Genomic DNA, 24,099 nt, shown 5'->3' on the forward strand with positions numbered 1-24,099 from the left:
ACCACCTCATTCGTATGTTAATTGGCGCTATTATAGCAGCTAGCCGTTAATATAGTATAAGTGAGTTGCCTTTTGTTAATTACATTGGATTTAAATAGAAAAACGTCTTTTTTAGCTATTCAAATTAATATTATTTTATAGAAAGTGATGATTATTAATTAACAGAATAAGCGATAATTAAATAACAAGACTTTTCTTGTTTCTTGTGTCAATATGAGTGATGCTATTAGGTAACATATTGATTTAAAAGTTCATTTAAATGATAATTGTTTTGTTTTTCATTAAGAATATAGATTATGAATAAGCGTACGCAATCAGATACAACAGACAATGAGTTAACACTCCAACAACAAAAATTTCATGCTGCTAAAAAGAGCACATTGATTAGTGTGATCGTTAATATGCTGCTTTCGTTGTGGCAAATTATTATTGGTTTCATTTCTCATTCACAAGGTTTAATTGCAGATGGTATTCATACATTATCTGATTTGATTGCGGATTTTGTTGTTTTAATTGCCAACAAAAAAAGCCATAAGCAGCCTGATGACGATCATCCCTACGGACATTTTCGTTACGAAAATGGAGCATCTTTGATTTTAGGTGTGATTTTATTAATTGTTGGTGTTGGCATGATTTGGTCGGCAACACAAAAAATGCTTAATCCAGAGTTGATTCAAGAGGTGCATACAATTGCATTAGTGGCTGCATTGGTATCATTAATCGCCAAAGAAAGCCTCTTTCGCTATATGTTACGAGTGGCGAATCAAGTTAACTCGAGTATGTTGGTTGCGAATGCTTGGCATGCACGCTCTGACGCCGCCTCATCGTTAGTTGTGGCTATCGGGATCATAGGTAGTTTATGTGGCTTTAAAATTTTTGACCCTATCGCTGCATTGATCGTCGGGACTTTTGTTTTTCGTATGGGTTATAAATTTACATATCAGTCAATGCAAGATTTGATGGATAAAGGTGCCGATGAAGAAACATTACAAGAGATCCGTACCGTTCTTGATGGTATTGATGAAATCAAAGGCTTCCACGATTTAAAAACGCGTAAGTCGGGGGATTTTTATTTAGTCGATGTGCATTTGGAAGTCGATGGGAATTTATCGATCATTGCAGGTCATGAAATTGCGGTAAACGTCCGTGATAAGCTAATGGAAAATCCACAAATTCTTAATGTAATGACTCACTTAGATCCCTATGACAAAGAGTGCATTCATTAATTCATTACCCATAATCCACGTATAGCCAGAAAATAAGACTTTCTGGCTTCTTATTACAACCAGCATTTAGTTATTTGTATTTGCACACTAATCTTTTTTCTTGCCGACATACCAAGTCTTACTATTCCCTGTTACGCCTCATGCAACTTATTTTTGCCGATTGACCGCTTATTTAGCGTTATTGCCTCTATTTGTGTAAACGTTTACACTATCGCGAGTCAGATCACAGATTAGTGGGTTAGCCCGTTGTTATACTCTGTGCAATGAATTTTTATATCCTTAAATGAATCAAGGGGTAAGCTATGCAGCCTACAAAAGTGCTTGTCACTGGGGGGATGGGATACATCGGTAGTCATACGTGCGTCCAAATGATCCTCGCAGGGTTCACACCGGTGATTATTGATAACCTGTGCAATGCAAAAACAGAAGTATTAAACCGGATAGAAAAACTAACAGCAGTACGACCTATTTTTTATCAAGGGGATGTCCGTGATGAAGCGTTGTTAGAGGCTATTTTTCGTGAACATAAAATCAGTGCGGTTATCCATTTTGCAGGTTTGAAAGCCGTTGGTGAATCTGTCGCTAAGCCACTTGAATATTATGACGTGAATGTGAATGGAACGTTAGTACTTGCCCGTTGTATGCAGCGTGCAGGCGTACACAGTATTATTTTCAGTTCCTCAGCAACGGTATACGGTGAACCCGATACTGTGCCTATTACTGAAGCATTTCCAACGGGCAATACGCAAAGCCCTTATGGCACGAGTAAATATATGGTTGAACGTTGCTTGTCAGATTTGTTTACGGCTCAACCTAATTGGTCTGTCACATTATTACGTTATTTCAATCCTGTGGGGGCTCATCCTTCAGGTTCTATGGGGGAGGATCCTCAAGGTATCCCTAATAATTTAACCCCTTATATTGCGCAAGTTGCGGTGGGACGACGTGACAAACTGTCTATTTATGGAAACGATTACCCTACCATTGATGGAACAGGGGTCCGTGATTATATCCATGTTATGGATTTAGCGGATGGGCATGTTGCTGCTCTGAAAGTGGTCAGCCAGAAGGCGGGATTACATATTTATAATCTTGGAACGGGAAAAGGAAGCAGTGTGTTGGAAGTGCTGCATGCATTTGAGAAAGCGGTAGGAAGGAAAATCCCTTATACCATCGTTCCTAGAAGGGCGGGCGATATTGCTGAGTACTGGTCAACATCTGAAAAAGCGCAACGTGAACTCGGATGGAAAGCGTGTCGTACGATTGATGATATGGCTATAGATTCATGGCGTTGGCAATCCAATAACCCTAATGGTTATGAATCATAATAGAGGATAGGAGAATAATTACGATGAATAAACTTCCATTTAATCCGTCAGATTGCCCCCACAGACGTTATAACCCATTAACGGGGCAGTGGGTGTTAGTTTCCCCACATCGAGCTAAGCGTCCTTGGCACGGGCAAGATGAAAAGCCAGAAATAAAACAATTACCTGAATATGAAGCGAGTTGTTTTTTATGTCCAACTAACCAACGGATCTCTGGGGATATCAACCCAGACTACCAAGGTACGTATGTTTTTCAGAATGACTACTCCGCCTTATTGCCCGAAGCATGCCAGCAGCCGGAAGAGCAATCTGCGTTATTTAAAACACAGTCAGTTAGCGGTTTGAGCCGCGTCATTTGTTTTTCGCCTGATCATAGTAAAACTTTACCGGAGTTATCCACGCAACAAATCGGTCGAGTGATTGACACTTGGATACAACAAGTTGACGAGCTGAGTCAACGCTTTGTGTGGGTGCAAATTTTTGAAAATAAAGGTGAGATAATGGGGTGTTCTCAGCCTCACCCACATGGACAAATCTGGGCAAGTGATTTTTTACCCAATGAAATTGCTCGTAAAGATGCCCAGTTACAGCGTTATTATCAGCAGCAAGGCAGTAATTTATTATTGGATTATGCGCAAGCCGAATTGCAAGAGGGGTCAAGAACGGTTGTTGAAACAGCGCATTGGCTTGCTGTTGTTCCTTACTGGGCGGCTTGGCCATTTGAAACAATGCTAATGCCGAAAACGCATATTAGGCGTATGAACGAGATGAGTCTTGAAGTACGAGAAGACCTCAGTATTGCATTGAAAAAGCTCACATGTCGCTATGATAATTTATTCCAATGTGCATTTCCCTATTCAATGGGATGGCATTTTGCGCCTTTCTTGAGTGATGATCAAAACAGGGATCATTGGCAGTTGCATGCGTTGTTTTATCCACCTCTTTTACGTTCGGCGACAGTCAAAAAATTTATGGTTGGGTATGAAATGCTAGCAGAAACTCAGCGTGACTTAACGCCAGAACAAGCAGCTGAAAGGTTACGTGCTGTCAGTGAAGTTCACTATAAACAGCAGTGAATATTCGAAAAGACACAGTGACGTATCAAAATAGTTTAATTATTATCAAGAGGTTGCTATGAGTAGCATTGAAATTCTTCGCCAAAAAGTCACCGACGCCTTCCACCAAAAATTTGATTCTCAACCAGAGGTGTACGTACAAGCACCGGGTCGAGTGAACATAATTGGTGAACATACAGATTATAATGATGGTTTTGTATTGCCTTGTGCAATTGATTATCAAACGATAACGGCCGCTAAAAAACGTCATGACCGCATCATTCGAGTGGTTGCCGCTGATTATGCGAATGATATCGATGAATTTAGTCTCGATGAAGAGATTCAATTCTTACCTGAAAAAATGTGGGCAAACTATATTCGTGGCGTGGTTAAGTTTTTACTTCTCAGAGGTTACCAGTTTTCAGGCTGTGACATTGCGGTGAGTGGTAATGTGCCGCAAGGTGCAGGGCTTAGTTCTTCTGCTTCACTGGAAGTGGTGATAGGACAAACATTGAAGGTGCTATATCAGCTCAAGATCAGCCAACAAGATATTGCATTGAATGGGCAGCAAGCAGAAAATAAATTTGTAGGTTGCAATTGTGGGATCATGGATCAACTCATTTCAGCTTGTGGTGATGAGGGGCATGCTCTACTCATTGATTGCCGCAGCTTAGCATTGGCGCCTATTCCGATACCTGATGACCTTGTGGTCATGATTATCAATTCAAATAAACAGCGCGGTTTGGTTGATAGTGAGTATAATACCCGCCGCCAGCAGTGTGAAAACGCCGCTAAACAATTTGGTGTTAAAGCATTACGTGATGTCACCATGGCGCAATTTAATCAAAAACAAGGGGAGCTGGAGCCTTTGGTGGCCAAACGAGCCAAACATGTTATTAGTGAAAATGATAGAACACTTGCAGCCGCAAAAGCCTTAACAGAAAATAATCTGCCTCTACTCAGTACATTAATGGAACAGTCACACATTTCTATGCGTGATGATTTTGAAATCACCGTCAAAGAGATTGATACGTTAGTTGATATTGTGAAAGCCGTTCTTGGTGAACAGGGGGGTGTCCGAATGACTGGAGGGGGATTTGGCGGATGTGTTGTGGCACTGATGAAACAACAATTGGTTGAATCTGTTGTTCAGGCTGTTGAAACACACTATCACGCCATGACAGGGCTACAAGCGGATATCTATGTTTGCCAGCCAAGCGATGGCGCTGGGCTGATAACGAATGCATTATCGTTGGGAGAATAAAGTGCAGTTATCAAAAGACCAAAGGTATGTTGCCCGTGCATCGAAAGTCATTGCACTCACCAACCGTCATGGCATGAAAATTTTATTGTCGACTTTGGGGGCAAGTTGGATCAGTTGCATCTTGCCACTGCCAACGGGTAAGCGCGATGTTTTACTTGGCTCACCAAACATGGCTGCCCAGATGGATCAGGGGGTTTATTTGGGGGCAACGGTTGGTCGGGTAGCAAATCGTATCGCAAATGGCCGTTTTAATTTAGCGGGTCGTGAATATCAAGTGACAAAAAATCAAGGTGAAAATTGTTTACATGGTGGTGTGGATAATTTTAGTTATCGGGTTTGGAAAGTCACACAATTAGATCCACAAGAGGCAATATTCTCATTAACTTCTGCGGCAGGTGATCAGGGATTTCCGGGTGAACTCCAGGTGGAAGTACGTTATGTATTAACAGATGAAAACAAAGTGATCATTCATTACCGCACTCAAGTGAATGAATTGTGCCCTGTCAATCTGACAAATCATGCTTATTTTAACTTGGCCGGTGAGGATTCCGTAAGAACCGCGCTTGAGCACGACTTACAATTATCAGCGACTCACTATCTGCCTACGGATGAGCGTGGTGTCCCAACAGGAGAATGGCGGGATGTTACGGAGACTTTTTTTGATTTTCGTCGCAAAAAACGCATTGGTTATGACTTTTTACAAGATGCGGATCAAAAAGCAGCGGGGGGATATGACCATACGATGATCCTTTCAACTGACTTGATTGATGGTGAGCAAACCGTCGCTTCATTCTTTGCACCTGATGGTGACGTTCGGATGGATATAGCAACAACGATGCCATCAATGCAGTTTTATACTGGAAACTATTTAATTTCGGTACCAGGGAAATCACGTCATTATACCCCGTTCTCTGGCGTGGCTTTTGAGACCCAGTTTCTTCCGGATGCGGTTAATCATCCCGAATGGGGCGATGAATACAGGGGAATTTCACAACCGAACCAACAATACGAACAACAAACGAGTTATCAATTCATTTTTTAAGCTTAACGCCGCTTTAATGCGGCGTTTTTCGTGATGAGTCATAGAGTTGATATATTGGTTCCATGACATTATCAGGTTCTAAGACATACCCCATTGTTTTTTCTACTAATTCATTGTTTAATGAAACCAACTGAACTTAGGGGTAAAAAATGGCAACAATAAAAGACGTGGCGAAAGAAGCGGGAGTGTCGGTAGCGACAGTCTCCAGAGTGATTAATCAATCACCTAAGGCGAGTAAAACTTCAATTGCTGCGGTGAAAAGTGCCATGTCTAAGCTTGGTTATCGGCCTAATGCCGCAGCCCGTGCATTAGTGAGCCAAAGTTCAAATACGATTGGCGTGTTGGTCAATGATGTTTCAGACCCCTTTTTTGGTACCATGGTGAAGGCTGTTGATGCGGTCGCCCATAAAAATGGTAAGCATATTCTGATTTGTAATGGTTACCACACTGCCCAAGAAGAACGTCAATCAATAGAATTATTAATTAATAATCGCTGCGATGCACTGATCATTCATTCAAAAGCCTTATCAGATGAAGAGTTAATTAAATTTGCTGATGAAGTGCCGAGTTTAGTCCTGATCAACCGACGTATTGAGGCGATTGCTGACCGCTGTGTTTCACTGAATAATTATAAAGGTGCTTACCTAGCAACCGAACATCTTATCCGCCAAGGCCATACAAAAATCGCTTATATTTCATCAAATCATAAAATTGAAGATGCTGAGCAGCGGTTGCTTGGTTATTGTGATGCGCTGAAAAAACACGCTATCTCACTTCCTGAAAGTTATATTGAATATGGTATGCCTTATGGGGAAGGTGGAGAACAAGCGATGACGAATTTATTAATGAAATCATTAGAGATAACCGCGGTTGTGGGGTATAACGATTTTATGGCCGCAGGCGCTATCGCAGTCCTCGATGAAAATGATATTTCTTCCCCTGAACAAGTATCAGTCATCGGTTTTGATGATGTATTGATCGCGCGTTATATCCATCCTCGTTTAACAACGATCCGTTATCCTATCCAAATGATGGCTGAGCGTGCGACGGAGTTAGCGTTGGCACTCGCTCGTAATGAAAAGATAGATACGGGTGGTTTGATCTACTCTCCAACATTAGTACAGCGTAATTCTGTACGTCCATTAAAATCATAACAATGTAAACGTTATCATCACTTTATGATGGTATCCTTTTTGATGTTGTGATTTTTTTTGATTTTTTCAAAAAAATGATATTTCAACGATGGTTAGCGTATTTAATATACGCATAAATAGCCACTTATTTCATGATTGATCACCGAAATTAATTTATTGTGAAAATATGTGATTAATCTAACAGTGATTTTTAATGGTAACGTTTACACTGATTGCGAATCATTTTGGTGAGGGAATTGATCATGCATACAGAAGGTGTTGGCTTAAGTACATTAGATTACGGGGTATTTATCCTGTATGTACTTATCATCATATCAGTGGGTTTATGGGTTTCTCGGAATAAAAAAGGTGAGAAAAAGGGGACTAAAGACTATTTTCTAGCGGGCAAAACGTTACCTTGGTGGGCCATCGGCTCTTCACTCATTGCGGCAAATATTTCTGCTGAGCAGTTTATTGGCATGTCTGGCTCAGGATTTTCTATTGGATTAGCGATCGCGTCTTATGAATGGATGGCGGCACTAACATTAATTATTGTTGCTAAATACTTTATGCCTATTTTTATCGATAAAGGCATTTTTACCATTCCTGAATTTGTTGAAAAGCGTTTCAACCGCACACTAAAAACGATTTTAGCGGTATTTTGGCTCGCATTATTCGTGTTTGTTAACCTAACGTCAGTATTATATTTAGGGTCGTTAGCTTTACAAACTATCCTAGGTATCCCAATGTCTTACGCTATTTTTGGTTTGGCATTGTTTGCGGTTGCTTACTCTTTATATGGTGGCCTATCGGCAGTCGCGTGGACTGACGTTGTACAGGTATTCTTCCTGATCCTCGGTGGCTTACTCACGGCAATAATGGCGGTCAGTTATATTGGTGGAGACGGTGGGCTCTCTGCGGGAATGAGCCGCATGGTGAGTGAAGCACCTCAACACTTTGAAATGATCTTAAGTCAAGATAACCCTCAGTTCAGTAATTTACCGGGTATCGCTGTGCTGATTGGTGGCCTATGGATTGCTAACTTGTATTATTGGGGTTTTAACCAATATATTATTCAACGTGCTTTAGCGGCGAAATCGATCAATGAAGCGCAAAAAGGCCTCGTCTTTGCCGCTTTCTTAAAACTTATTGTGCCTATTCTGGTTGTTGTACCTGGGATTGCGGCGTATGTGATTGTGACTGACCCACAACTGCTAGCTGGTTTAGGTACCATGGCGCAGGAGCATATTCCAACACTTGCTCAGGCAGATAAAGCTTATCCTTGGTTAACGCAATTCTTACCTGTTGGCGCTAAAGGCATTGTTTTTGCCGCATTGGCAGCAGCGATCGTGTCATCATTAGCTTCTATGCTGAACTCAGTGGCTACGATTTTCACCATGGATATATATAAAGAATATATCGCACCTTCAACAAGTGATCATAAATTAGTGAATGTGGGTCGAGTTAGTGCTGTAGTTGCATTAATTATTGCCTGCTTTATTGCTCCATTACTGGGTAATATTGGTCAAGCTTTCCAATATATTCAAGAATATACTGGATTAGTAAGCCCTGGAATTTTAGCCGTATTCTTGCTGGGTTTATTCTGGAAAAAAACGAATGCAAAAGGGGCCATTATCGGTGTACTGCTTTCCATTCCATTTGCTTTATTCTTAAAATTAATGCCATTAGGAATGCCATTCCTTGATCAAATGATGTATACCTTCTTCTTTACAGCCGTTGTCATTGGTTTAATTAGTTTAACTACGTCAAAAGAAGATGATAGCCAAGGCGCCATTATTTTGACATCTGAAACCTTTAAAACCTCCGCGGGTTTCAATATCGCCTCTTATGCAATCTTCATTATCTTGTGTGTTCTGTATGCACTGTTTTGGTAAGTGAATAGATTGAAACAATCAACAGGGGACGAATGTCCCCTCAGACGGCTGACAAACCGAGTATGTTTGGCGGCAAGTCGAATAGGTTTTGAAAATAAACGAGGAAAATCAATTTATTGATTTTCGGCTGATAATACAACGCGGGAAAAACCACGCTTTTATCCCGCGTTGTCAACCACCTCAGGGGACGAATGTCCCCTGTTTTACTTGATAACCCAGTATCTAGCTTGATGAAAGCCATGTTTTCATTCTTGAATGACAACACACTCTATTTAATTTTTATCTAAAACAGGAATTGATGAATAGCAAGGCGCTATTCATCAAATATGGGCGTATGGGCGCTAATGCTCCCATACTTAAACTTCATGATTAAATAACAAATAAGTCCATAAACTCATTGACGGGCATCGCTTCTAATAGCGGTTTATCTAATGAAGCAGCAAGAATGCGTAATTGCTGAGTTTCAGGAAATTGACGAGCCAAATTAGTGCGATATTTCTTTAATAGCAAAGGGATCCCTTCTTTACGGCGGCGTTTATGACCCACAGGGTATTCGATTAACAACTCATCAAAGACTTGTCCATCTTTCAGTTTGATCGTTAACCCATTCGCGATAGAGCGTTTATCAGGGTCATGATAGTCTTGAGTGAAGCTAGGTTCTTCACGGCAAACTATTTTGCTACGCAAGGTATCGATGCGTGGATCATGAGCAATATTGTCTTCATAATCAGCAGCAGTTAAACGTCCAAAAATCAGCGGGACTGCGACCATATATTGAATACAATGATCACGATCAGCTGGATTATTCAGCGGACCTTGCTTATCGATAATACGTATACATGCCTCATGGGTGCGTATTGATACACTCTCAATATCCTCTGCACTTTTTCCGAGTGATTTCAGTTTATCGTGCAGTTGTAATGCTGCCTCTACAGCGGTTTGTGCATGGAATTCAGCAGGGAAAGCGATTTTGAATAGCACGTTTTCCATGACATAGGAGCCGTAAGTGCGTTGAAAACGGAAAGCTTGCCCATTAAACAACACATCATAGAACCCCCATGTTTTGGCGGTTAATGCACTGGGGTAGCCCATTTCACCTTTTTGTGCCATTAAAGCTAAACGCACTGCGCGAGATGTTGCATCTCCAGCCGCCCAAGATTTGCGTGAACCCGTGTTCGGTGCGTGACGATAGGTACGTAAACTATGACCATCAATCCAAGCAAGAGATACCGCATTCAGGATTTCTTCGCGATTGAGTCCTAGCATGTGAGCGACAACAGCAGTAGAAGCCACTTTCACTAAGATGACATGGTCAAGCCCGACTTTATTGAACGCATTTTCTAAGGCAATGCATCCTTGTATTTCATGGGCCTTAATCATCGCCGTTAATACATGCTTAATGGTTAAAGGGGCTTTACCTTTTGCGATAGCTTCTCGTGATAACCAATCAGCAACCGCTAAAATACCACCGAGATTATCAGAAGGATGCCCCCATTCAGCAGCAAGCCATGTGTCATTAAAATCTAGCCAACGGATCATCGCGCCAATATTAAAAGCCGCTTGAACAGGGTCTAGCTGAAATTGCGTTCCTGGAACTTTAGCGCCATTAGGTACGAGAGTACCGGGAACAATAGGACCGAGTAATTTTTTACAAGCCGGATATTCGAGAGATTCCATGCCACAACCGAGTGTATCTAAAAAACAATAATAAGCGGTTTCATAGGCAAGCTCAGAAGTAATTGGATATTCAGTAACATAATCAACGATATCACTGATCACTTTATCGAATTCTTGTTGAGTTGAAAGAGCAGTTGTCATGAATGTCATCCTTATTAACGTTGTTCCATACGAGTAAATAATTTATTTTCTGGACCAATATAATTAGCAGAAGGTCGGATAATTTTATTATCTTGGCGCTGTTCGATAATGTGGGCAGACCATCCAGCGGTGCGCGCCATTACAAACAGGGGGGTAAACATCGCGGTAGGGATCCCCATTAAATGATAGGTTACGGCTGAAAACCAATCTAAGTTGGGGAACATGTTTTTTTCTCGCTTCATCACTAACTCTAAATGATGGGCAATATCATAGAGTTGGCGATTTAAATTCTGTTCGGATAGTTGTAGCGCCACGGACTTAATAATAGGGTGGCGTGGGTCCGCAAGTGTATAAACAGGATGACCAAAACCAATCACCACTTCCGACCTTGCAAGGCGAGCGATGATATCTTGTTCTGCTTCTTCAATAGAGGAATAACGCTGCTGAATTTCTAATGAAACCTCATTTGCCCCACCATGTTTAGGGCCTCGCAATGCGGCAATGGCTCCGGTAATCGCGGAATAAAAATCGGTGCCAGTTCCTGCTATTACTCTTGCTGCAAAAGTGGATGCATTAAATTCATGCTCAGCATAGAGAATGGAGGCAATATGCATGAAACGCTCCCATTGAGCGGGCGGTTTTTTACCGTGTAATAAGTGCAAGAAATGCGCGCCGATTGAATCATCATCGGTTTCTGTTTCAATACGACGACCATGATGGCTGAAGTGATACCAATAGAGCAACATGGAACCAAGAGAGGCAAGTAACCTGTCTGCAATGTCTTTTGCACCTGCTAATGTATGTGCTTCTTTTTCAGGTAATACACAACCCATGACTGAAACACCGGTACGCATGACATCCATTGGATGTGCGTTGGCCGGAATGGACTCCAAGGTCTGTTTGACACTAGCAGGAAGTCCTCTTAACGCTTTGAGTTTTTCTTTATATGCGGTTAACTCCGAGCTTGTCGGTAATTTTTCATGAATAAGCAAATAGGCGACTTCTTCAAATTCACATTGTGTCGCGAGGTCGTGAATATCATACCCTCGATAGTGCAAATCATTACCGTTTTTACCAACAGTACAGAGTGCAGTATTACCAGCGGCAATACCAGAAAGCGCCACGGATTTTTTAGGTTTAAATTGTGATGTTCCAGTCGTATTAAGTTGTTCATTCATCGGATTATCCTCTGTCGGTGTCGCACAACTTTTTTTATTGGAGCGATTATTTTTGTTGTGAGAAAAGTGCGTCTAATTTTTGTTCATAATCGTAATAATTAATGCTCTGATAAAGTTCATCGCGGGTTTGCATCAATGGGATAACACTTTTTTGAGTGCCTTCTTGACGTAATGTGGTGTAAACCTGTTCAGCCGCTTTATTCATGGCACGAAAAGCAGAGAGTGGGTACAGGGCGATTGCAATACCGACACTGCGTAATTCATCAAGTGTGAAAAGAGGGGTTTGACCAAATTCAGTCAGATTAGCAAGCACAGGAACTTGAGTATGATCGACAAACTGTTGGTACATATTTAATTCAGTAATTGCTTCAGGGAATAGCATATCTGCGCCGGCTTCAATATAAGCATGAGCTCTTTCTAATGCGGCTTCTAATCCTTCGACGGCAAGCGCATCTGTACGTGCCATGATCACAAAACTATCATCAACACGAGCATCAACCGCGGCTTTAATACGATCAACCATTTCTTGCGTAGAAACGATCTCTTTATTCGGTCGATGTCCACAACGTTTAGCGCCAACCTGATCTTCTAAGTGTAAGCCAGCGGCTCCTGCTTTATATATTGATTTCACGGTGCGTGCGACATTAAATGCAGAAGGGCCAAACCCAATATCAGCATCAACCATTAAAGGCAAATCACAAACATCTGTAATGCGTCGAATATCAATCAGGACGTCGTCTAAGGTCGATATACCGAGGTCTGGCATCCCTAAAGAGCCTGCTGCAACCCCTCCACCGGAAAGATAAATCGCTTTATAACCTGCTCGTTGAGCTAATAAAGCATGGTTGGCATTGATAGTCCCGACGAGTTGTAAAGGTGTTTCACTACTTAATGCATGACGAAAAGCTTGGCCTGCGGGTATTGATGGCATAGAAACCTCACGTTATCAAATTGCTAACAAAATGTATCTGTGTTTGTTATTTTATGTATAGCAAGTGCCATGCCAAAATCTAATATAGGTGTAATAATTATTTTATCTATTTGAAATCAATGTGATGTGAAATAGATGAGGTTTGTGACTGACTTTTGAATTCTTGAACAAGAGGCTGTGATGTTTCATTGAAACAATGCTAGTGTTAAATGAAACGTTATCGAAACATCATAAGACTTTTAGGGCTAACAGTATGCAAAAACCGATTATTTGGACAGTTTCTGTTTCGCGATTATTCACACTTTTTCGTGATATTAGCCCTGAATTCAGTGCACAGGCGGATATTACACCGCTGAATATGGGGTTTGAGCAGGCCGCTGAAGAGGTGCGTGAACGATTAAAAACAGGTCATTGTGATGCAATAATCAGTGCGGGTTCAAATGGTGCTTACTTAAAAAGCCATGTATCGGTGCCAGTCATTATTGTTAAAGTGAGTGGTTTCGATGTGATGCAAGCCTTAGCTAAGGCTCGTGAAATTAGCCATAAAGTTGGCATTATTAATTATCAAAAAATCATTCCATCACTGGATGAATTTCAGCGAAATTTTGGTTTGCGCATTGAACAACGTAGCTATATCACCGCAGAAGATGCGCGTGCACAATTAAAAGCGTTGAAAGCGATGGGAATTAATGTCGTTGTTGGCGCTGGGTTAATTATGGATCTCGCTCAAGAATTAGAAATGACGGGGATCTTTATCTATTCAACCGAAACGATACGCCAAGCATTTTATGATGCAATAGAATTAAGTCGTATCTCCTATGACCAAAAAACCATACCAACAGGTTATCAATCTGAAAATACAACCAAAGTACGGCACACGATTAACGACTTAATTGGTGCTTCACCGCTAATGGAGCGCGTTCGCCAAGATATTATGCTATATGCGAAGTCAGAAGCGACCGTATTGATCCAAGGAGAAAGCGGAACAGGTAAAGAGATGGTCGCTCAGGCTATTCATCATGAATATCGACTATTTAATCAACATAAAAGGAATAAATCTCCGATCCCATTTGTCGCAGTCAATTGTGGCGCCATTCCTGAAAATTTATTAGAAGCGGAACTGTTTGGTTATGAAGAGGGGGCATTTACTGGATCACGACGTGGTGGACGTGCAGGATTGTTTGAAATGGCAAATGGAGGAACGCTATTTTTAGATGAAATCGGTGAGATGCCATTGGCCTTACAGACGCGATTACTCAGGGTTTTGGAAGAGATGACCGTCGTCAGAATTGGTGGCTATCGTCCCTTGCAGGTGAATGTCCGCGTCATTTGTGCAACACATTGTGACCTTGATAACTGGGTAAAAGAGGGCCGTTTTAGAGCCGATCTATTTTATCGTTTGGGCGTATTGCGTATGAAGGTACCTTCGCTACACGAACGAGGAGAGGACATTTACATGTTAGCAGAAAGATTGCTCAAACTGGCTTTTGCTGGGTTACAGCAGTCATTGCCTGCTTTTAGAGTACAACAGCTATTTAGTTGTCGTGAGTTTTTTAGCCAATATTTATGGCCTGGCAATGTTCGAGAATTACGTAATTTGATGGAACGGGTTGCATTATATTGCAGTGCTTACCCCGATAAAGGCATTACCCAAAAAATGCTTATGAATTTATCACCTGAGCGTAAAACCGAGAGGAATGATTTAGTCGAAAATCAACCGATAGGAGAGACGCTATCTGAAGTCATGGATTATTTTAATGGGGATAGGCAAGCCGTAGCACGCTATTTAGGGATTAGTCGCACAACATTGTGGCGTCGATTAAAACAAGAAAATAGCTCTCTTTAATTAAAATGAAATTAATTAAAGATAAATAAGATTTTCAATTCAAAAAATGAATAAAATAGATGATTCATACTAGTAAGTGACTTTATCAAGTAAATAGTGCAGCACAATATTGTAAGAAAATATTTTTTAATGGTTGTTCCACTAAATAAATTAACGTGATGCGGTTTAAAATTAACCAACAATGCGGCATAGGTTACAATGGAATGAGGTTTTTTCAACCTATTGTTTTTAATGCTATTTATTTATTATCTAACCTGATAGGCGTAAAAATCAAGTCGCAAAAAAACGTGATTTTTCTCACATAAATATTTTTGCTAGTGAGCATTAGTTTTTCTCATTTTAATTTAACTGAGTAAAGTTCTATATTGCCGCCAAATTAGTCTTATCATTTTATTTTAACACCTGCAGTAGTCGCCGGACTGAGTGCTTTTTAGGTACTCAATATTGCCGCGTGGCCCCCCGATGAATGCAGCGCAGATACTCTAAAAATTTTTAAATACAGCTAAGTGACCCGTGAATGTGTTACTAGGCGCATACTCCATTATGCCTCTAGTCCTAATCGCAAAGTCAGGCATGCTGCAATTTGAAATATGACGAGTTATTATTTATTTTGTCAGTGGGAGAGTAGGTCGTGAAACAGGCCTCTACATTAATGCGCAAACAAGACAGTACTTTCGTTCCTGTCGCTGGCTTGACTATTTTTGCCATCGCATCGGGCTATCTGATGAGTTTAATCCCATTATCAATGGGTGGATTCAATATTGATACCAGTTATGCGGGGTGGTTAGCGAGTGCCTATTATATTGGATTATTAATAGGTTCAATGATGATTGAGCCTATTATTGCTAAAATTGGCCATCGTCTTTCATTTATTGCCTTTTTATTACTGCTTGCGGCAACGGTAGTTATCTTACCTTGGACTCCAAGCATTGCGGCTTGGCTACCAAACCGTGTGGTTGCAGGGATTGCTGTTGCAGGGATTTTCGTGGTTGTCGAATCATGGTTGCTTATCGGTGATAGCCCTAAAGAAAGAGCTAAACGACTGAGTTTTTATATGACGTCCCTGTATGGCGGAACCACATTAGGGCAATTAGCCATCGGGGTGATTGGTACTCATGGTGCCTATCCTTTTATGGTGGTTCTAGGGTTATTATTGCTGGCGGTTTTACCTCCCTTGTTATTTCGTCAAGGGCAACCTGCTTGCGACTCCCATCAAAAACTGTCATTGAAAAAAATAACTCGTCTGAGCAAGCCTGCCATTATCGGTTGCATGACGTCAGGTATTTTGATGGGCACAATTTATGGATTAATGCCGTTATCACTCAAAAATGGTCCATTTACTACCCAACAAGTGGGCGTATTAATGGCATCGATTATTTTAGGTGGCATGTTAATTCAGCCCGTCGTGAGCAAGCTTTCTGTGATCATGAGTAAAACGCTTCTGTTAGCGATGGTCTCATTATTAGGGGTATTCGCGATGGGGATCATTTATGTCTCTAGTGATTATCTGGTAATGATAGTGGCATTGGCGTTGTTAGGCATGTCTTCATTCGCCTTGTACCCCATTGCGATTACGCTAGCTTGCGATAACTTGGATTCTTCTTACATTGTTGCTGCAACTCAAGTCATGTTATTTAGCTATAGCGTAGGCTCTGCTGTCGGGCCGCTAGTAGCAGGTACTTTCTTAGAACAACATAATGGATTAGTGAACTTCTTCTTTATTGTTTTAACCGTCACAACCATTTATATGTTGATTGCAAGTGTACGCCGTAAAGCTGGGGTATTAGCGAATTAGCGATGATATAAAAAAACCGTGTTACTCATTGAGTGAACACGGTTTTTTTAACTAAATCAGTTATTTTTTCTTATGACTAAAAGTACCTGTGGCTAATGCTCCCTCAGCCTCTATGTTACCAGTCGCACCAATAATTTTTTGTTGCCACATCTCTCCCAATCTAAAATCCCATGACAACGGCTGAATTTCTGTACGTCCAGCATTGGGCGCAAAAGTCAGTTCACTAAAATATAATGTCTCTTCAGACATTAAAAAATCGGCGCGGCAATAATCAAACGGGCTGACAAGTCGCTGAGCTAGCCTTAACATATCTTGAAACAACGCTGGTTCAGCAACAGGTTCTAACATGTTTGGATAACCAAACGTGAAAGGTTGTAGTTGCCATTCGGTATCATAAATATTGATGAACTCATTTCCAAATTCATCGGTATAGTCGATTTCAACAAAGGTCGGTTTCCCTGCAAAGCAGTGAATACGACAAGTTTCAGGTACAAGCTTCCTATTTTTGTTTGTAAATAGGTCGATATATGATTCACAAATTATTTGAGCTTGAATATCTTTATAATGCCGTTCACGAGTAATGTAGTACAAATTTTTTATAAGATGGAATGAAAGCTTATCTTTTGCTTTTTGGAGATCAAAACGCTTTTTATCCACACAAATAATACTACTACCACTATCATGATTACACTTTAATACAAAACGCTCTGGTAACTTATCAATATCGATTGCATTAACGTCATCATAAGTGGCCAAAATGGGGACTAAATATTGCTCACCAATTTTTCGAGAGACATATTCTCTCACCGCTAGCTTGTCTGCCAGTTGTGTATATAACGGATTCCTATCATATAACATCCTATAGTTTACTTTTTCATTAAAGCTTTTAGGATTATTGAAATTAGGCGTATAGTTAAGTTTTTTTCTAAATTTATTAGATAGATAGAGCCTATCGCTGATCACTAATGTGCGCAGTTTTTTGAGTGAATATTCGACTTTTTTCATATGAGTCGCCAACCATTCTTAATGTTATTTATAATAAATTGTTACAATCTGAAATTGTTTGGTAATTATATTTCTACAAACATAAATAGATATTAAATATAGAGGCATTGTTATCTTAATTAACCTAGTGATGAACAGTTTCTTAAGAAACACTTAAGCTAAATAAAATAAGTAATAACGAATTGGGCTAGTTAATCTTATTTTGGCCTAGACTGATATCAAAAGTAGTCATTATATTTTATAGTCAATAAATTAACGTTAAGAATACATTCTCGCAACATACGATCTTCGCTAGGTACCTAAAAGCACATTATATTTCTAATCATTAGTTAGCTAATTATCAATTGGCTAACTATATTTGTAGTATGACGTTAATTAAATACATGATGAGGTATTAATGTGAAACCTAGCGAGCTCTCTCAACCTTATTTATTACTATTGGATGTTATCAATCCCGCAATTATTCAGCTTCACAAATCAACAGCCCAAATTGATACACTAATTGAAGGCCTTGGCGGTACACCGGATGGTATCGCTGTTGACCCTATAAAAAGGTTAATTTATTGGAGCAATATGGGGGATGACTATGACGCCGATGATGGTTCTATAAATGTCATGAGTTTTGATGCCACAGAAAGAAAAATGTTGGTAGGAAATGGGCTTGTACGAACGCCAAAACAACTCCAACTCGATCAACAAACTCAGCGTTTATATTGGTGTGACCGAGAAGGCGGAAAAGTTAGCTCATGTAACATTGACGGAACAGATTTACACGTTCATATTGAGCGACCTCGAAATAGCCTAAACAAAGTCGATATACTTGACCAATGTGTGGGAATTGCCGTTGATGCTCCGAATAACTGGCTTTACTGGACCCAAAAGGGAACGGCAAAGGGTGGGGTTGGTCGTTTATTTAGGGCGCCTTTACATCCCGCTAGCCATTATCAGCCATCGTCGAGAAAAGATATTGAATTATTGCTCGGTGATCTTCCTGAGCCTATTGATCTATTACTTGATCAACAAGCGAATGTCCTTTATTGGACCGACAGAGGCGGTGAACCAAGGGGTAATAGTTTAAACCGTGCTGACATTACCAGCAATGGGCTAACTCATTATCGCGTTATTTGTCGAGGCTTTAATGAAGCAATAGGTTTAACACATGATAAAGAAGCACAATTAATGTATGTTGCAGATCTGCTTGGTGGCGTTTATAAAGTGGCATTAGCGACAGGGGATGTCGATAAAATATACCAAGGTAAAGGTTATACTGGCATCACTCAGTATGCAGGTTAACCTATTTTAGACCGTTTTATTATTGTGGCTCTTTCCCCATCTGGCGTAGAAAACGAATTTGAGCGCTCAGCAATTGTCGATAGCTAATACAGCGATACGGCATATTATGTTGTTTTGCAAGTTTTTCGATAATTGCTGCAAGTGCAGGGTAATGCCGATGATGCCAACCAGGAAAGAGATGATGAGTGAGGTGGTAATTTAATCCCCCAGTTAAACGCCATAAGTATTTAGGGGAGGGGAGCCAATCACACGCAGTAATAAAATTATGTTGATACCAGCCGTGAGGCATCTGCTGATTATCAGGTGCCTCAAAAAAGGCAGTTTCTGCCCAATGTGTGCCTAACAGCAAATAGACAACAAATAAAGAAGCAATCATCTGGCTTACTAGATAGGTGAGCAAAATGGTCATCACACTAATACCATTATGATGGGCAATGAATAAGGGTAATCCTAGCATTAATAATAGATGAGCAAGTTTGCTAGTAAAAAATAATAGCCAACCTGACCAGCCTGTTAAAATTCCACGTGATTTTAGCGGGGTTTTCCCTGTCCGATCAGACCAATCAAAAACGAATGCAATCCAAGTTAGAGAGAATGAAGCAATGAGTGGCCAATACAGGTATTGGTATTTCATGACTGGGCGCCATTTTTGAAAAGGCGTTTGTCGAAAAATACCATTTTCTTCCGTATCTAAATCATAATGCTCAATATTGGCATAGCGATGATGAAAATAGACATGTCTCGCACGCCAAAATTCAGGTTCAAGTCCCAGAGGTAAGGTAACTAGACGACCAAAAATACGATTGAGCCATGGTGTTTTAAACAGCGTATTATGGCAGGCATCATGTTGTCCAAGGACATTTAATAACATGATTAACAACACAAAACAGATATAGGCAATAACATAGACAAACGTTGAATACGTCAATAGCGTGGGAATATAACAGATAATGGCAATCGCAAACATACCGAGAACTAAGCAGATATCCATTGAGCTAGCGTAAACATGGTCATTTTTACATTTTAGATATTCATTACTAGCCTGTTTTAATGCAAGATGAAAACGTTGCTCATCATTATTTTTAAAGTGCAATTCACTCAATGGTGTATCCATAATCTCACATAGCTAAAAAGTTAAATAACAGGTTAGGTGGTAGTAAAATAATGATGACATTATTCGACACTATCATGACTGTCAGTGGTGTGTTTGGATAAGATAATCAAATTATTGTGTATCGTAAAGCCATTGCGTTGATAATAATTCTCGGCAGGAAAGCCTTTTTCTGTATTTAGGATAATAGCATTAAGATTATGCTGAACGCATTGTTGTTCAATGTGTTGCATAAAAGCACTTCCAAGACCTTTTCCTTGAAAATCAGGATGAATAAAGAGTTCATCAATATAATATTCTACTCCCTGATTCCACGGTTTTTTAAAGCCAAGGCAGGCACCCACAATGCGTTTATCTATTTGAATAACAAAGCCCATAAAGTAATTATTACCTAAATGATGGGTAATAAATTCGATAATGGGCTGATGCGATGGCCAATGTTCAAACCAAGGTGCTGAGCTATAGGTCTTGCAATAGAGTCTAGCGCATTCCTCAATCATTTCTTTTGTTAGTGGTATAAAATCAGCTTGTAGAGGCATTGTGTGGTGCTCCATTATTTTTGATGGCAATAGTCTACCCAAATGGATTTAAAAGAAAATAAATGACTCGTATTTTTGAAAAATGCCTATTTCGTTTTTATTGCCGATGGAGTCCGAGTTAGAGTTTTAAGGTATTGACCTAAATAGCTCTCTGAGGAAATGTTTTTATATCTACGTTGCACATCCGTTTCGACTTCTCTTCTAGGCTTCTCATAATGTTTTTGTAACGATTTTTTAGGTGAATTAAACCAACATTGATGTCATTCAGCTTCTGCCGTACTACTCATTATTATGCCATCGAGCTGGGTATGATGACTCACTGTGATATCAAAACTGATTATAATTGGAAATCAAAGTATGGTGGCATGGAAGCTAATGATGTTAAACGATTAAAAGAGCTTGAAGAGGAAAAGAGGAAACTTAAAAAGCTCTTTGCGGCAGTCAGCTTTGAAAATCATGCCATGAAGGCGCTTTTCGCAAAAAAGGTTAGTGATGGCCGAGTAGAGCAGCCCTACGCTCAATCATTAAAGGCGACGAGTTTATCAGTTATTAAACCTTGCAAGCTGATATCGTTGTCACAAGCCACATTGTATCGTCAGCTATTAGATTGGGGAAACAAAGACCATGAAACGCTCGATGCCATACAAGCAAGACATCCTTTTATTTAGGTTATACTTGATAACCTAAATAAAAAAAAACAGTAGGATAACAGGGCAAATTTCTTGAACGCCATAAGTACGTTTGTATTAAATCAGCGCAATAATAATCATATTATTGCGCTATACGCTTTAGTAAGCGTTTGGGTGCATTTTAAAGGATTGCAAGACCCGATCCCAGATTTCCACCATCTGTTTGTCGGTATAATCTTTTACGGTCAGTATGCCTGAGTTGTGCAGTAGAATAAGCACTAAAGGTTGTAGGTAAGTGACACTCTTTTCATTGGCATTATATTGAAAACGGTATTTTTTATCCCCGTCTTCTTCACCGGAAATTAACCACTCTTCACCAGCAATATGATTATATTGCACGGTGCCTTTTTTCAATGTTGATGCGCCTAGCTGTCGCATAATCGGTTTAATTTCTGATGAACGCTCAAGCAAACTTTCCTCTTCACTTCCCAACATGTTGTCCATGACAATCGCCCAAGAAAACTGACTATTTTTAAATAGCATGGATAATTTATATTTGTGTTCACGTCCATCATCGTGAATAAACCCATAAGGAATACATATTCCTTTTTCTGTCGGGATTTCATTCTTTGGACGACCCTGTAAGCGAGAAATCAGCGACTGCATCGCTGCTAGTTTTTGAGGTTTATCTGTTATTTGCTTATTATATTTAATATAAATTTCTTGTTCATCCTTGTATTTATCATTCGTTAAATCAGTAATTTTAGTCTTTATAATAAAAGCGACATTATCAATATAAACATGTCCTTCTAGTACTCTATATGCGTCAGGAGTACTAAAGCTTTCATTAACATCAACAATTATTCCTTTATCTAATCTCACAATATCTTTTAAAAATGGCCCATCTGATTCATCACTCACACGTTGTTTCTTTAACTCATCTTCACGTAATTCAATACGTTGCTTAAATGCGGGAGGATAAATAAATTGGCTTTCAATCGTCATGTCATCCACAATGATGACCGAAGATAGTGTTTCCGTTAACGCTTTTGGATAATTAAAGTTATAACGACCTAAGCAATAGGTGGGTGCATCATCAAACAGAGTATTAATCACAGCAGAATCCTTTTCATTAAGTGAGCGTGAATAGGTTTTATTAGACACTGAGCATGCAGCTAACCCCACTAAAAAGATCAAACCGAAAAAAACAATTAATCTCTTTTTCATTAGGGTTTCACCTCATCCGTTTGCAATATTCGACATAAGGATCGTAAGGTAAATTTTATCGCAGGCGATAATTTTCCTTCCCCATAGCTACCATCCCCTTTCCATGCATCAAATTGATAAGCATCTTGATGTCCAACATTGGTTTTTAAAATTTCTTTAAATTGGCTGCTAGCATTAAGATTTATCGAAAGTTTAGGAACAGTACCATCACCATCCCCTCCTTCTTCTTTACTACTACCCGTCCGTTGCCATTGATTATTGGATTTAAGTAGTGTGTATTCGCGCTTATCGCCATATATTTCAGTGACTCGACTATCATCGGACACCCATAACCACGAATTGCGTTCTTGTAATTTCCACGTCAATGTTTCGTCAGAACGGCGGTCATCTTTAGCGAGTTTAGTGTCTTCTTTATCGTCATATGCTCCGTAAAATTGGAAAGTATTGGCATGATATTTACCGTCCATTTTTCGTATAAAAGGTAAAACCCACTGATTCATTAATAATCTATATTTTATATAGTTATCACCAATAGTTTGTTTATCCTTATCCAAAATATCAGACTCATACATTCGCCACCAAACTTCATCTTGAAGATAAATTTCCTTGAATGGGTCTCCATTTTGAGGCAACAATAAATTGGTCACGCCATCCGGACTGCCTTTTTCAATCCGTAGCCACGGTTTTCCATGGTTATATTTTGGGGAAGGCAAAAGTTGCATTGGCGCGGGGGATTGAGCCAAGACAGACATCAACCGTGTTGCACTAGCCCCCAAAACAAGTGACATCGGAAATGCATGTTCCCCAATTTTCATCATTTTGTAGGCTGTCGGTGAGCCTAAATCCGGCATTACACCATGCACAACCCCAAGGATTTTATCTTTGTAGGGGGTCTCTAATAACTCAGAGGCATAACGTGAAACCAATCCCCCCATGGAATGTGTGACTAGAATGACTTTTTCATGTCCTTTTTCAAAGGCGAGGCCATGCCCAATGCCCCCATTTTCATTGGTGTTGTACATCATCAATACGTCATCAATATACTTTGCAAGCTCTTGTGCAGATTGTGCATTGTCTTGCAGCCAGTTGTAGCCAAAAACATGTAATGGGAGTAACACTCTGCGGTATTTACCAGCTTCATCAAGCGAAAGCGGATTATCATCGTCGTCTGACAACTTTTTGCCTAAAATATGCTGAAAAATAGATTTAGAACCTTTACCATGGCCTTTAAAATATTCAGTTGCCGCCTCCTTAGAGGCGATACCATCTTTTCTTGCTTGGTTATAATAATCCTCCCATATCAGTAATTCTTTCTGTAATTGCTCTAAGGGTTTAAAGTAAGAAAAACTCAATGCGCTTCCCCAACCTCGTTTTTGACGCGAATTAGCAAAATAGGTTGATTCGTTATCATCATTCTCCACTTTTTGACCAAAATCTGTCACAACCGCATTAGGGTTTAATAGCTCACGACGACGTTTCCCTGATGTAAAAGCCCACCCTAGAGCATCCCATGCCATTAGTCCCCAATTGCTCCGTACTCGCCAAACAGAGTCACCCGTATCTTTATGTTTTAAGTTAGACCCCATAATTCCAGGTAAGAAAATAACAGGGACCACTTTGGTTGCAGGGACATAAAGGTTCGCTTTGGCATTCTGTGATTGATGTTCTGTTGTACACGTCCACTTAACACGTTTCTTCTCATCGAACTCACAAAAACTATGTTGGATATTTTCGTTTTGTTCATCCTGAGTCATAAGACATCCTTAAAATTTAGGTTATGTATA

Annotated in this window: 18 protein-coding genes and 1 pseudogene; 11 read left to right on the plus strand and 8 right to left on the minus strand. The window is 40.0% G+C overall.

Annotation, left to right across the window (positions count from 1 at the left end; translation table 11 throughout):
• Positions 1-296 precede the first annotated feature (296 nt).
• From ACWPW6_RS06620 to ACWPW6_RS06650, 7 genes are all read left to right on the plus strand, one after another.
• Positions 297-1,226, plus strand: coding sequence for a cation diffusion facilitator family transporter (locus tag ACWPW6_RS06620; RefSeq protein WP_154624153.1), 930 nt, complete (start codon positions 297-299; stop codon positions 1,224-1,226).
• Between the two features lie 302 nt (positions 1,227-1,528).
• On the plus strand, positions 1,529-2,554 hold the full coding sequence (gene galE / locus ACWPW6_RS06625) for a UDP-glucose 4-epimerase GalE (RefSeq protein ID WP_154624152.1): 1,026 nt from the start codon (positions 1,529-1,531) through the stop codon (positions 2,552-2,554).
• A gap of 23 nt (positions 2,555-2,577) precedes the next feature.
• Entirely contained in the window at positions 2,578-3,630 is a 1,053-nt protein-coding gene (locus ACWPW6_RS06630; protein WP_163860982.1) for a UDP-glucose--hexose-1-phosphate uridylyltransferase, read from the plus strand.
• A gap of 67 nt (positions 3,631-3,697) precedes the next feature.
• Positions 3,698-4,873 (plus strand): galactokinase, encoded by a 1,176-nt coding sequence (gene galK / locus ACWPW6_RS06635; protein ID WP_410241974.1) that lies wholly within the window; start codon positions 3,698-3,700, stop codon positions 4,871-4,873.
• Between the two features lies 1 nt (position 4,874).
• The gene (gene galM / locus ACWPW6_RS06640; RefSeq protein WP_196713350.1) at positions 4,875-5,915 is read left to right on the plus strand and encodes a galactose-1-epimerase; all 1,041 of its coding nucleotides are present in this window, start codon (positions 4,875-4,877) and stop codon (positions 5,913-5,915) included.
• 149 nt (positions 5,916-6,064) lie between these two features.
• Positions 6,065-7,069: a substrate-binding domain-containing protein gene (locus ACWPW6_RS06645; RefSeq protein ID WP_154624148.1), complete on the plus strand. Its 1,005-nt coding sequence runs from the start codon at positions 6,065-6,067 to the stop codon at positions 7,067-7,069.
• 242 nt (positions 7,070-7,311) lie between these two features.
• On the plus strand, positions 7,312-8,943 hold the full coding sequence (locus ACWPW6_RS06650; RefSeq protein WP_154624147.1) for a sodium/sugar symporter: 1,632 nt from the start codon (positions 7,312-7,314) through the stop codon (positions 8,941-8,943).
• A gap of 369 nt (positions 8,944-9,312) precedes the next feature.
• On the opposite strand, the gene ACWPW6_RS06655 is transcribed toward ACWPW6_RS06650, so the two are convergent.
• The 3 genes from ACWPW6_RS06655 to prpB are packed head-to-tail and all read right to left on the minus strand — an operon-like array spanning position 9,313 to position 12,870.
• A complete protein-coding gene (locus ACWPW6_RS06655; RefSeq protein WP_154624146.1) occupies positions 9,313-10,761 on the minus strand; it encodes a bifunctional 2-methylcitrate dehydratase/aconitate hydratase in 1,449 nt (482 codons plus the stop codon).
• A 14-nt stretch (positions 10,762-10,775) separates the two neighbouring features.
• Complete coding sequence (prpC, locus tag ACWPW6_RS06660) at positions 10,776-11,939, minus strand: bifunctional 2-methylcitrate synthase/citrate synthase (RefSeq protein ID WP_163860987.1); 1,164 nt, start codon at positions 11,937-11,939, stop codon at positions 10,776-10,778.
• A 46-nt stretch (positions 11,940-11,985) separates the two neighbouring features.
• Positions 11,986-12,870, minus strand: a complete 885-nt coding sequence (prpB, locus tag ACWPW6_RS06665) for a methylisocitrate lyase (protein ID WP_154624144.1) — start codon at positions 12,868-12,870, stop codon at positions 11,986-11,988.
• Between the two features lie 253 nt (positions 12,871-13,123).
• Between prpB and prpR the strand changes: the two genes are divergently transcribed.
• Together prpR and ACWPW6_RS06675 are read left to right on the plus strand one after the other, a co-directional pair.
• The gene (prpR, locus tag ACWPW6_RS06670; protein WP_154635749.1) at positions 13,124-14,716 is read left to right on the plus strand and encodes a propionate catabolism operon regulatory protein PrpR; all 1,593 of its coding nucleotides are present in this window, start codon (positions 13,124-13,126) and stop codon (positions 14,714-14,716) included.
• A 652-nt stretch (positions 14,717-15,368) separates the two neighbouring features.
• Entirely contained in the window at positions 15,369-16,511 is a 1,143-nt protein-coding gene (locus ACWPW6_RS06675) for an MFS transporter (RefSeq protein WP_163863516.1), read from the plus strand.
• Positions 16,512-16,571: 60 nt separating this feature from the next.
• On the opposite strand, the gene ACWPW6_RS06680 is transcribed toward ACWPW6_RS06675, so the two are convergent.
• Complete coding sequence (locus tag ACWPW6_RS06680; protein ID WP_154623621.1) at positions 16,572-17,516, minus strand: ATP-grasp fold amidoligase family protein; 945 nt, start codon at positions 17,514-17,516, stop codon at positions 16,572-16,574.
• Between the two features lie 399 nt (positions 17,517-17,915).
• On the opposite strand from ACWPW6_RS06680, the gene ACWPW6_RS06685 reads away from it, so the two are divergent.
• Complete coding sequence (locus ACWPW6_RS06685; protein ID WP_250000252.1) at positions 17,916-18,809, plus strand: hypothetical protein; 894 nt, start codon at positions 17,916-17,918, stop codon at positions 18,807-18,809.
• Positions 18,810-18,828: 19 nt separating this feature from the next.
• On the opposite strand, the gene ACWPW6_RS06690 is transcribed toward ACWPW6_RS06685, so the two are convergent.
• Both ACWPW6_RS06690 and ACWPW6_RS06695 read right to left on the minus strand, forming a co-directional pair.
• Positions 18,829-19,923, minus strand: coding sequence for a fatty acid desaturase family protein (locus ACWPW6_RS06690; protein ID WP_154622935.1), 1,095 nt, complete (start codon positions 19,921-19,923; stop codon positions 18,829-18,831).
• Positions 19,924-19,982: 59 nt separating this feature from the next.
• Positions 19,983-20,459 carry a GNAT family N-acetyltransferase gene (locus ACWPW6_RS06695; protein ID WP_196713347.1) on the minus strand — a complete coding sequence of 159 codons (477 nt, stop codon included), beginning with the start codon at positions 20,457-20,459 and terminating at the stop codon, positions 19,983-19,985.
• 332 nt (positions 20,460-20,791) lie between these two features.
• Between ACWPW6_RS06695 and ACWPW6_RS06700 the strand changes: the two are divergent.
• Positions 20,792-20,891 (plus strand): annotated as a pseudogene (locus tag ACWPW6_RS06700) (transposase); the annotation flags it as partial.
• Positions 20,892-21,247: 356 nt separating this feature from the next.
• Here ACWPW6_RS06700 and ACWPW6_RS06705 read toward each other — a convergent pair.
• A complete protein-coding gene (locus ACWPW6_RS06705) occupies positions 21,248-22,315 on the minus strand; it encodes a T6SS immunity protein Tli4 family protein (protein WP_247047880.1) in 1,068 nt (355 codons plus the stop codon).
• Positions 22,315-24,069, minus strand: coding sequence for a lipase family alpha/beta hydrolase (locus tag ACWPW6_RS06710; protein ID WP_196713344.1), 1,755 nt, complete (start codon positions 24,067-24,069; stop codon positions 22,315-22,317). Before ACWPW6_RS06710 ends, ACWPW6_RS06705 begins: the two co-directional genes overlap by 1 nt.
• Positions 24,070-24,099: the final 30 nt, after the last annotated feature.

The sequence above is a fragment of the Providencia sp. Marseille-Q8014 genome (assembly GCF_965112055.1).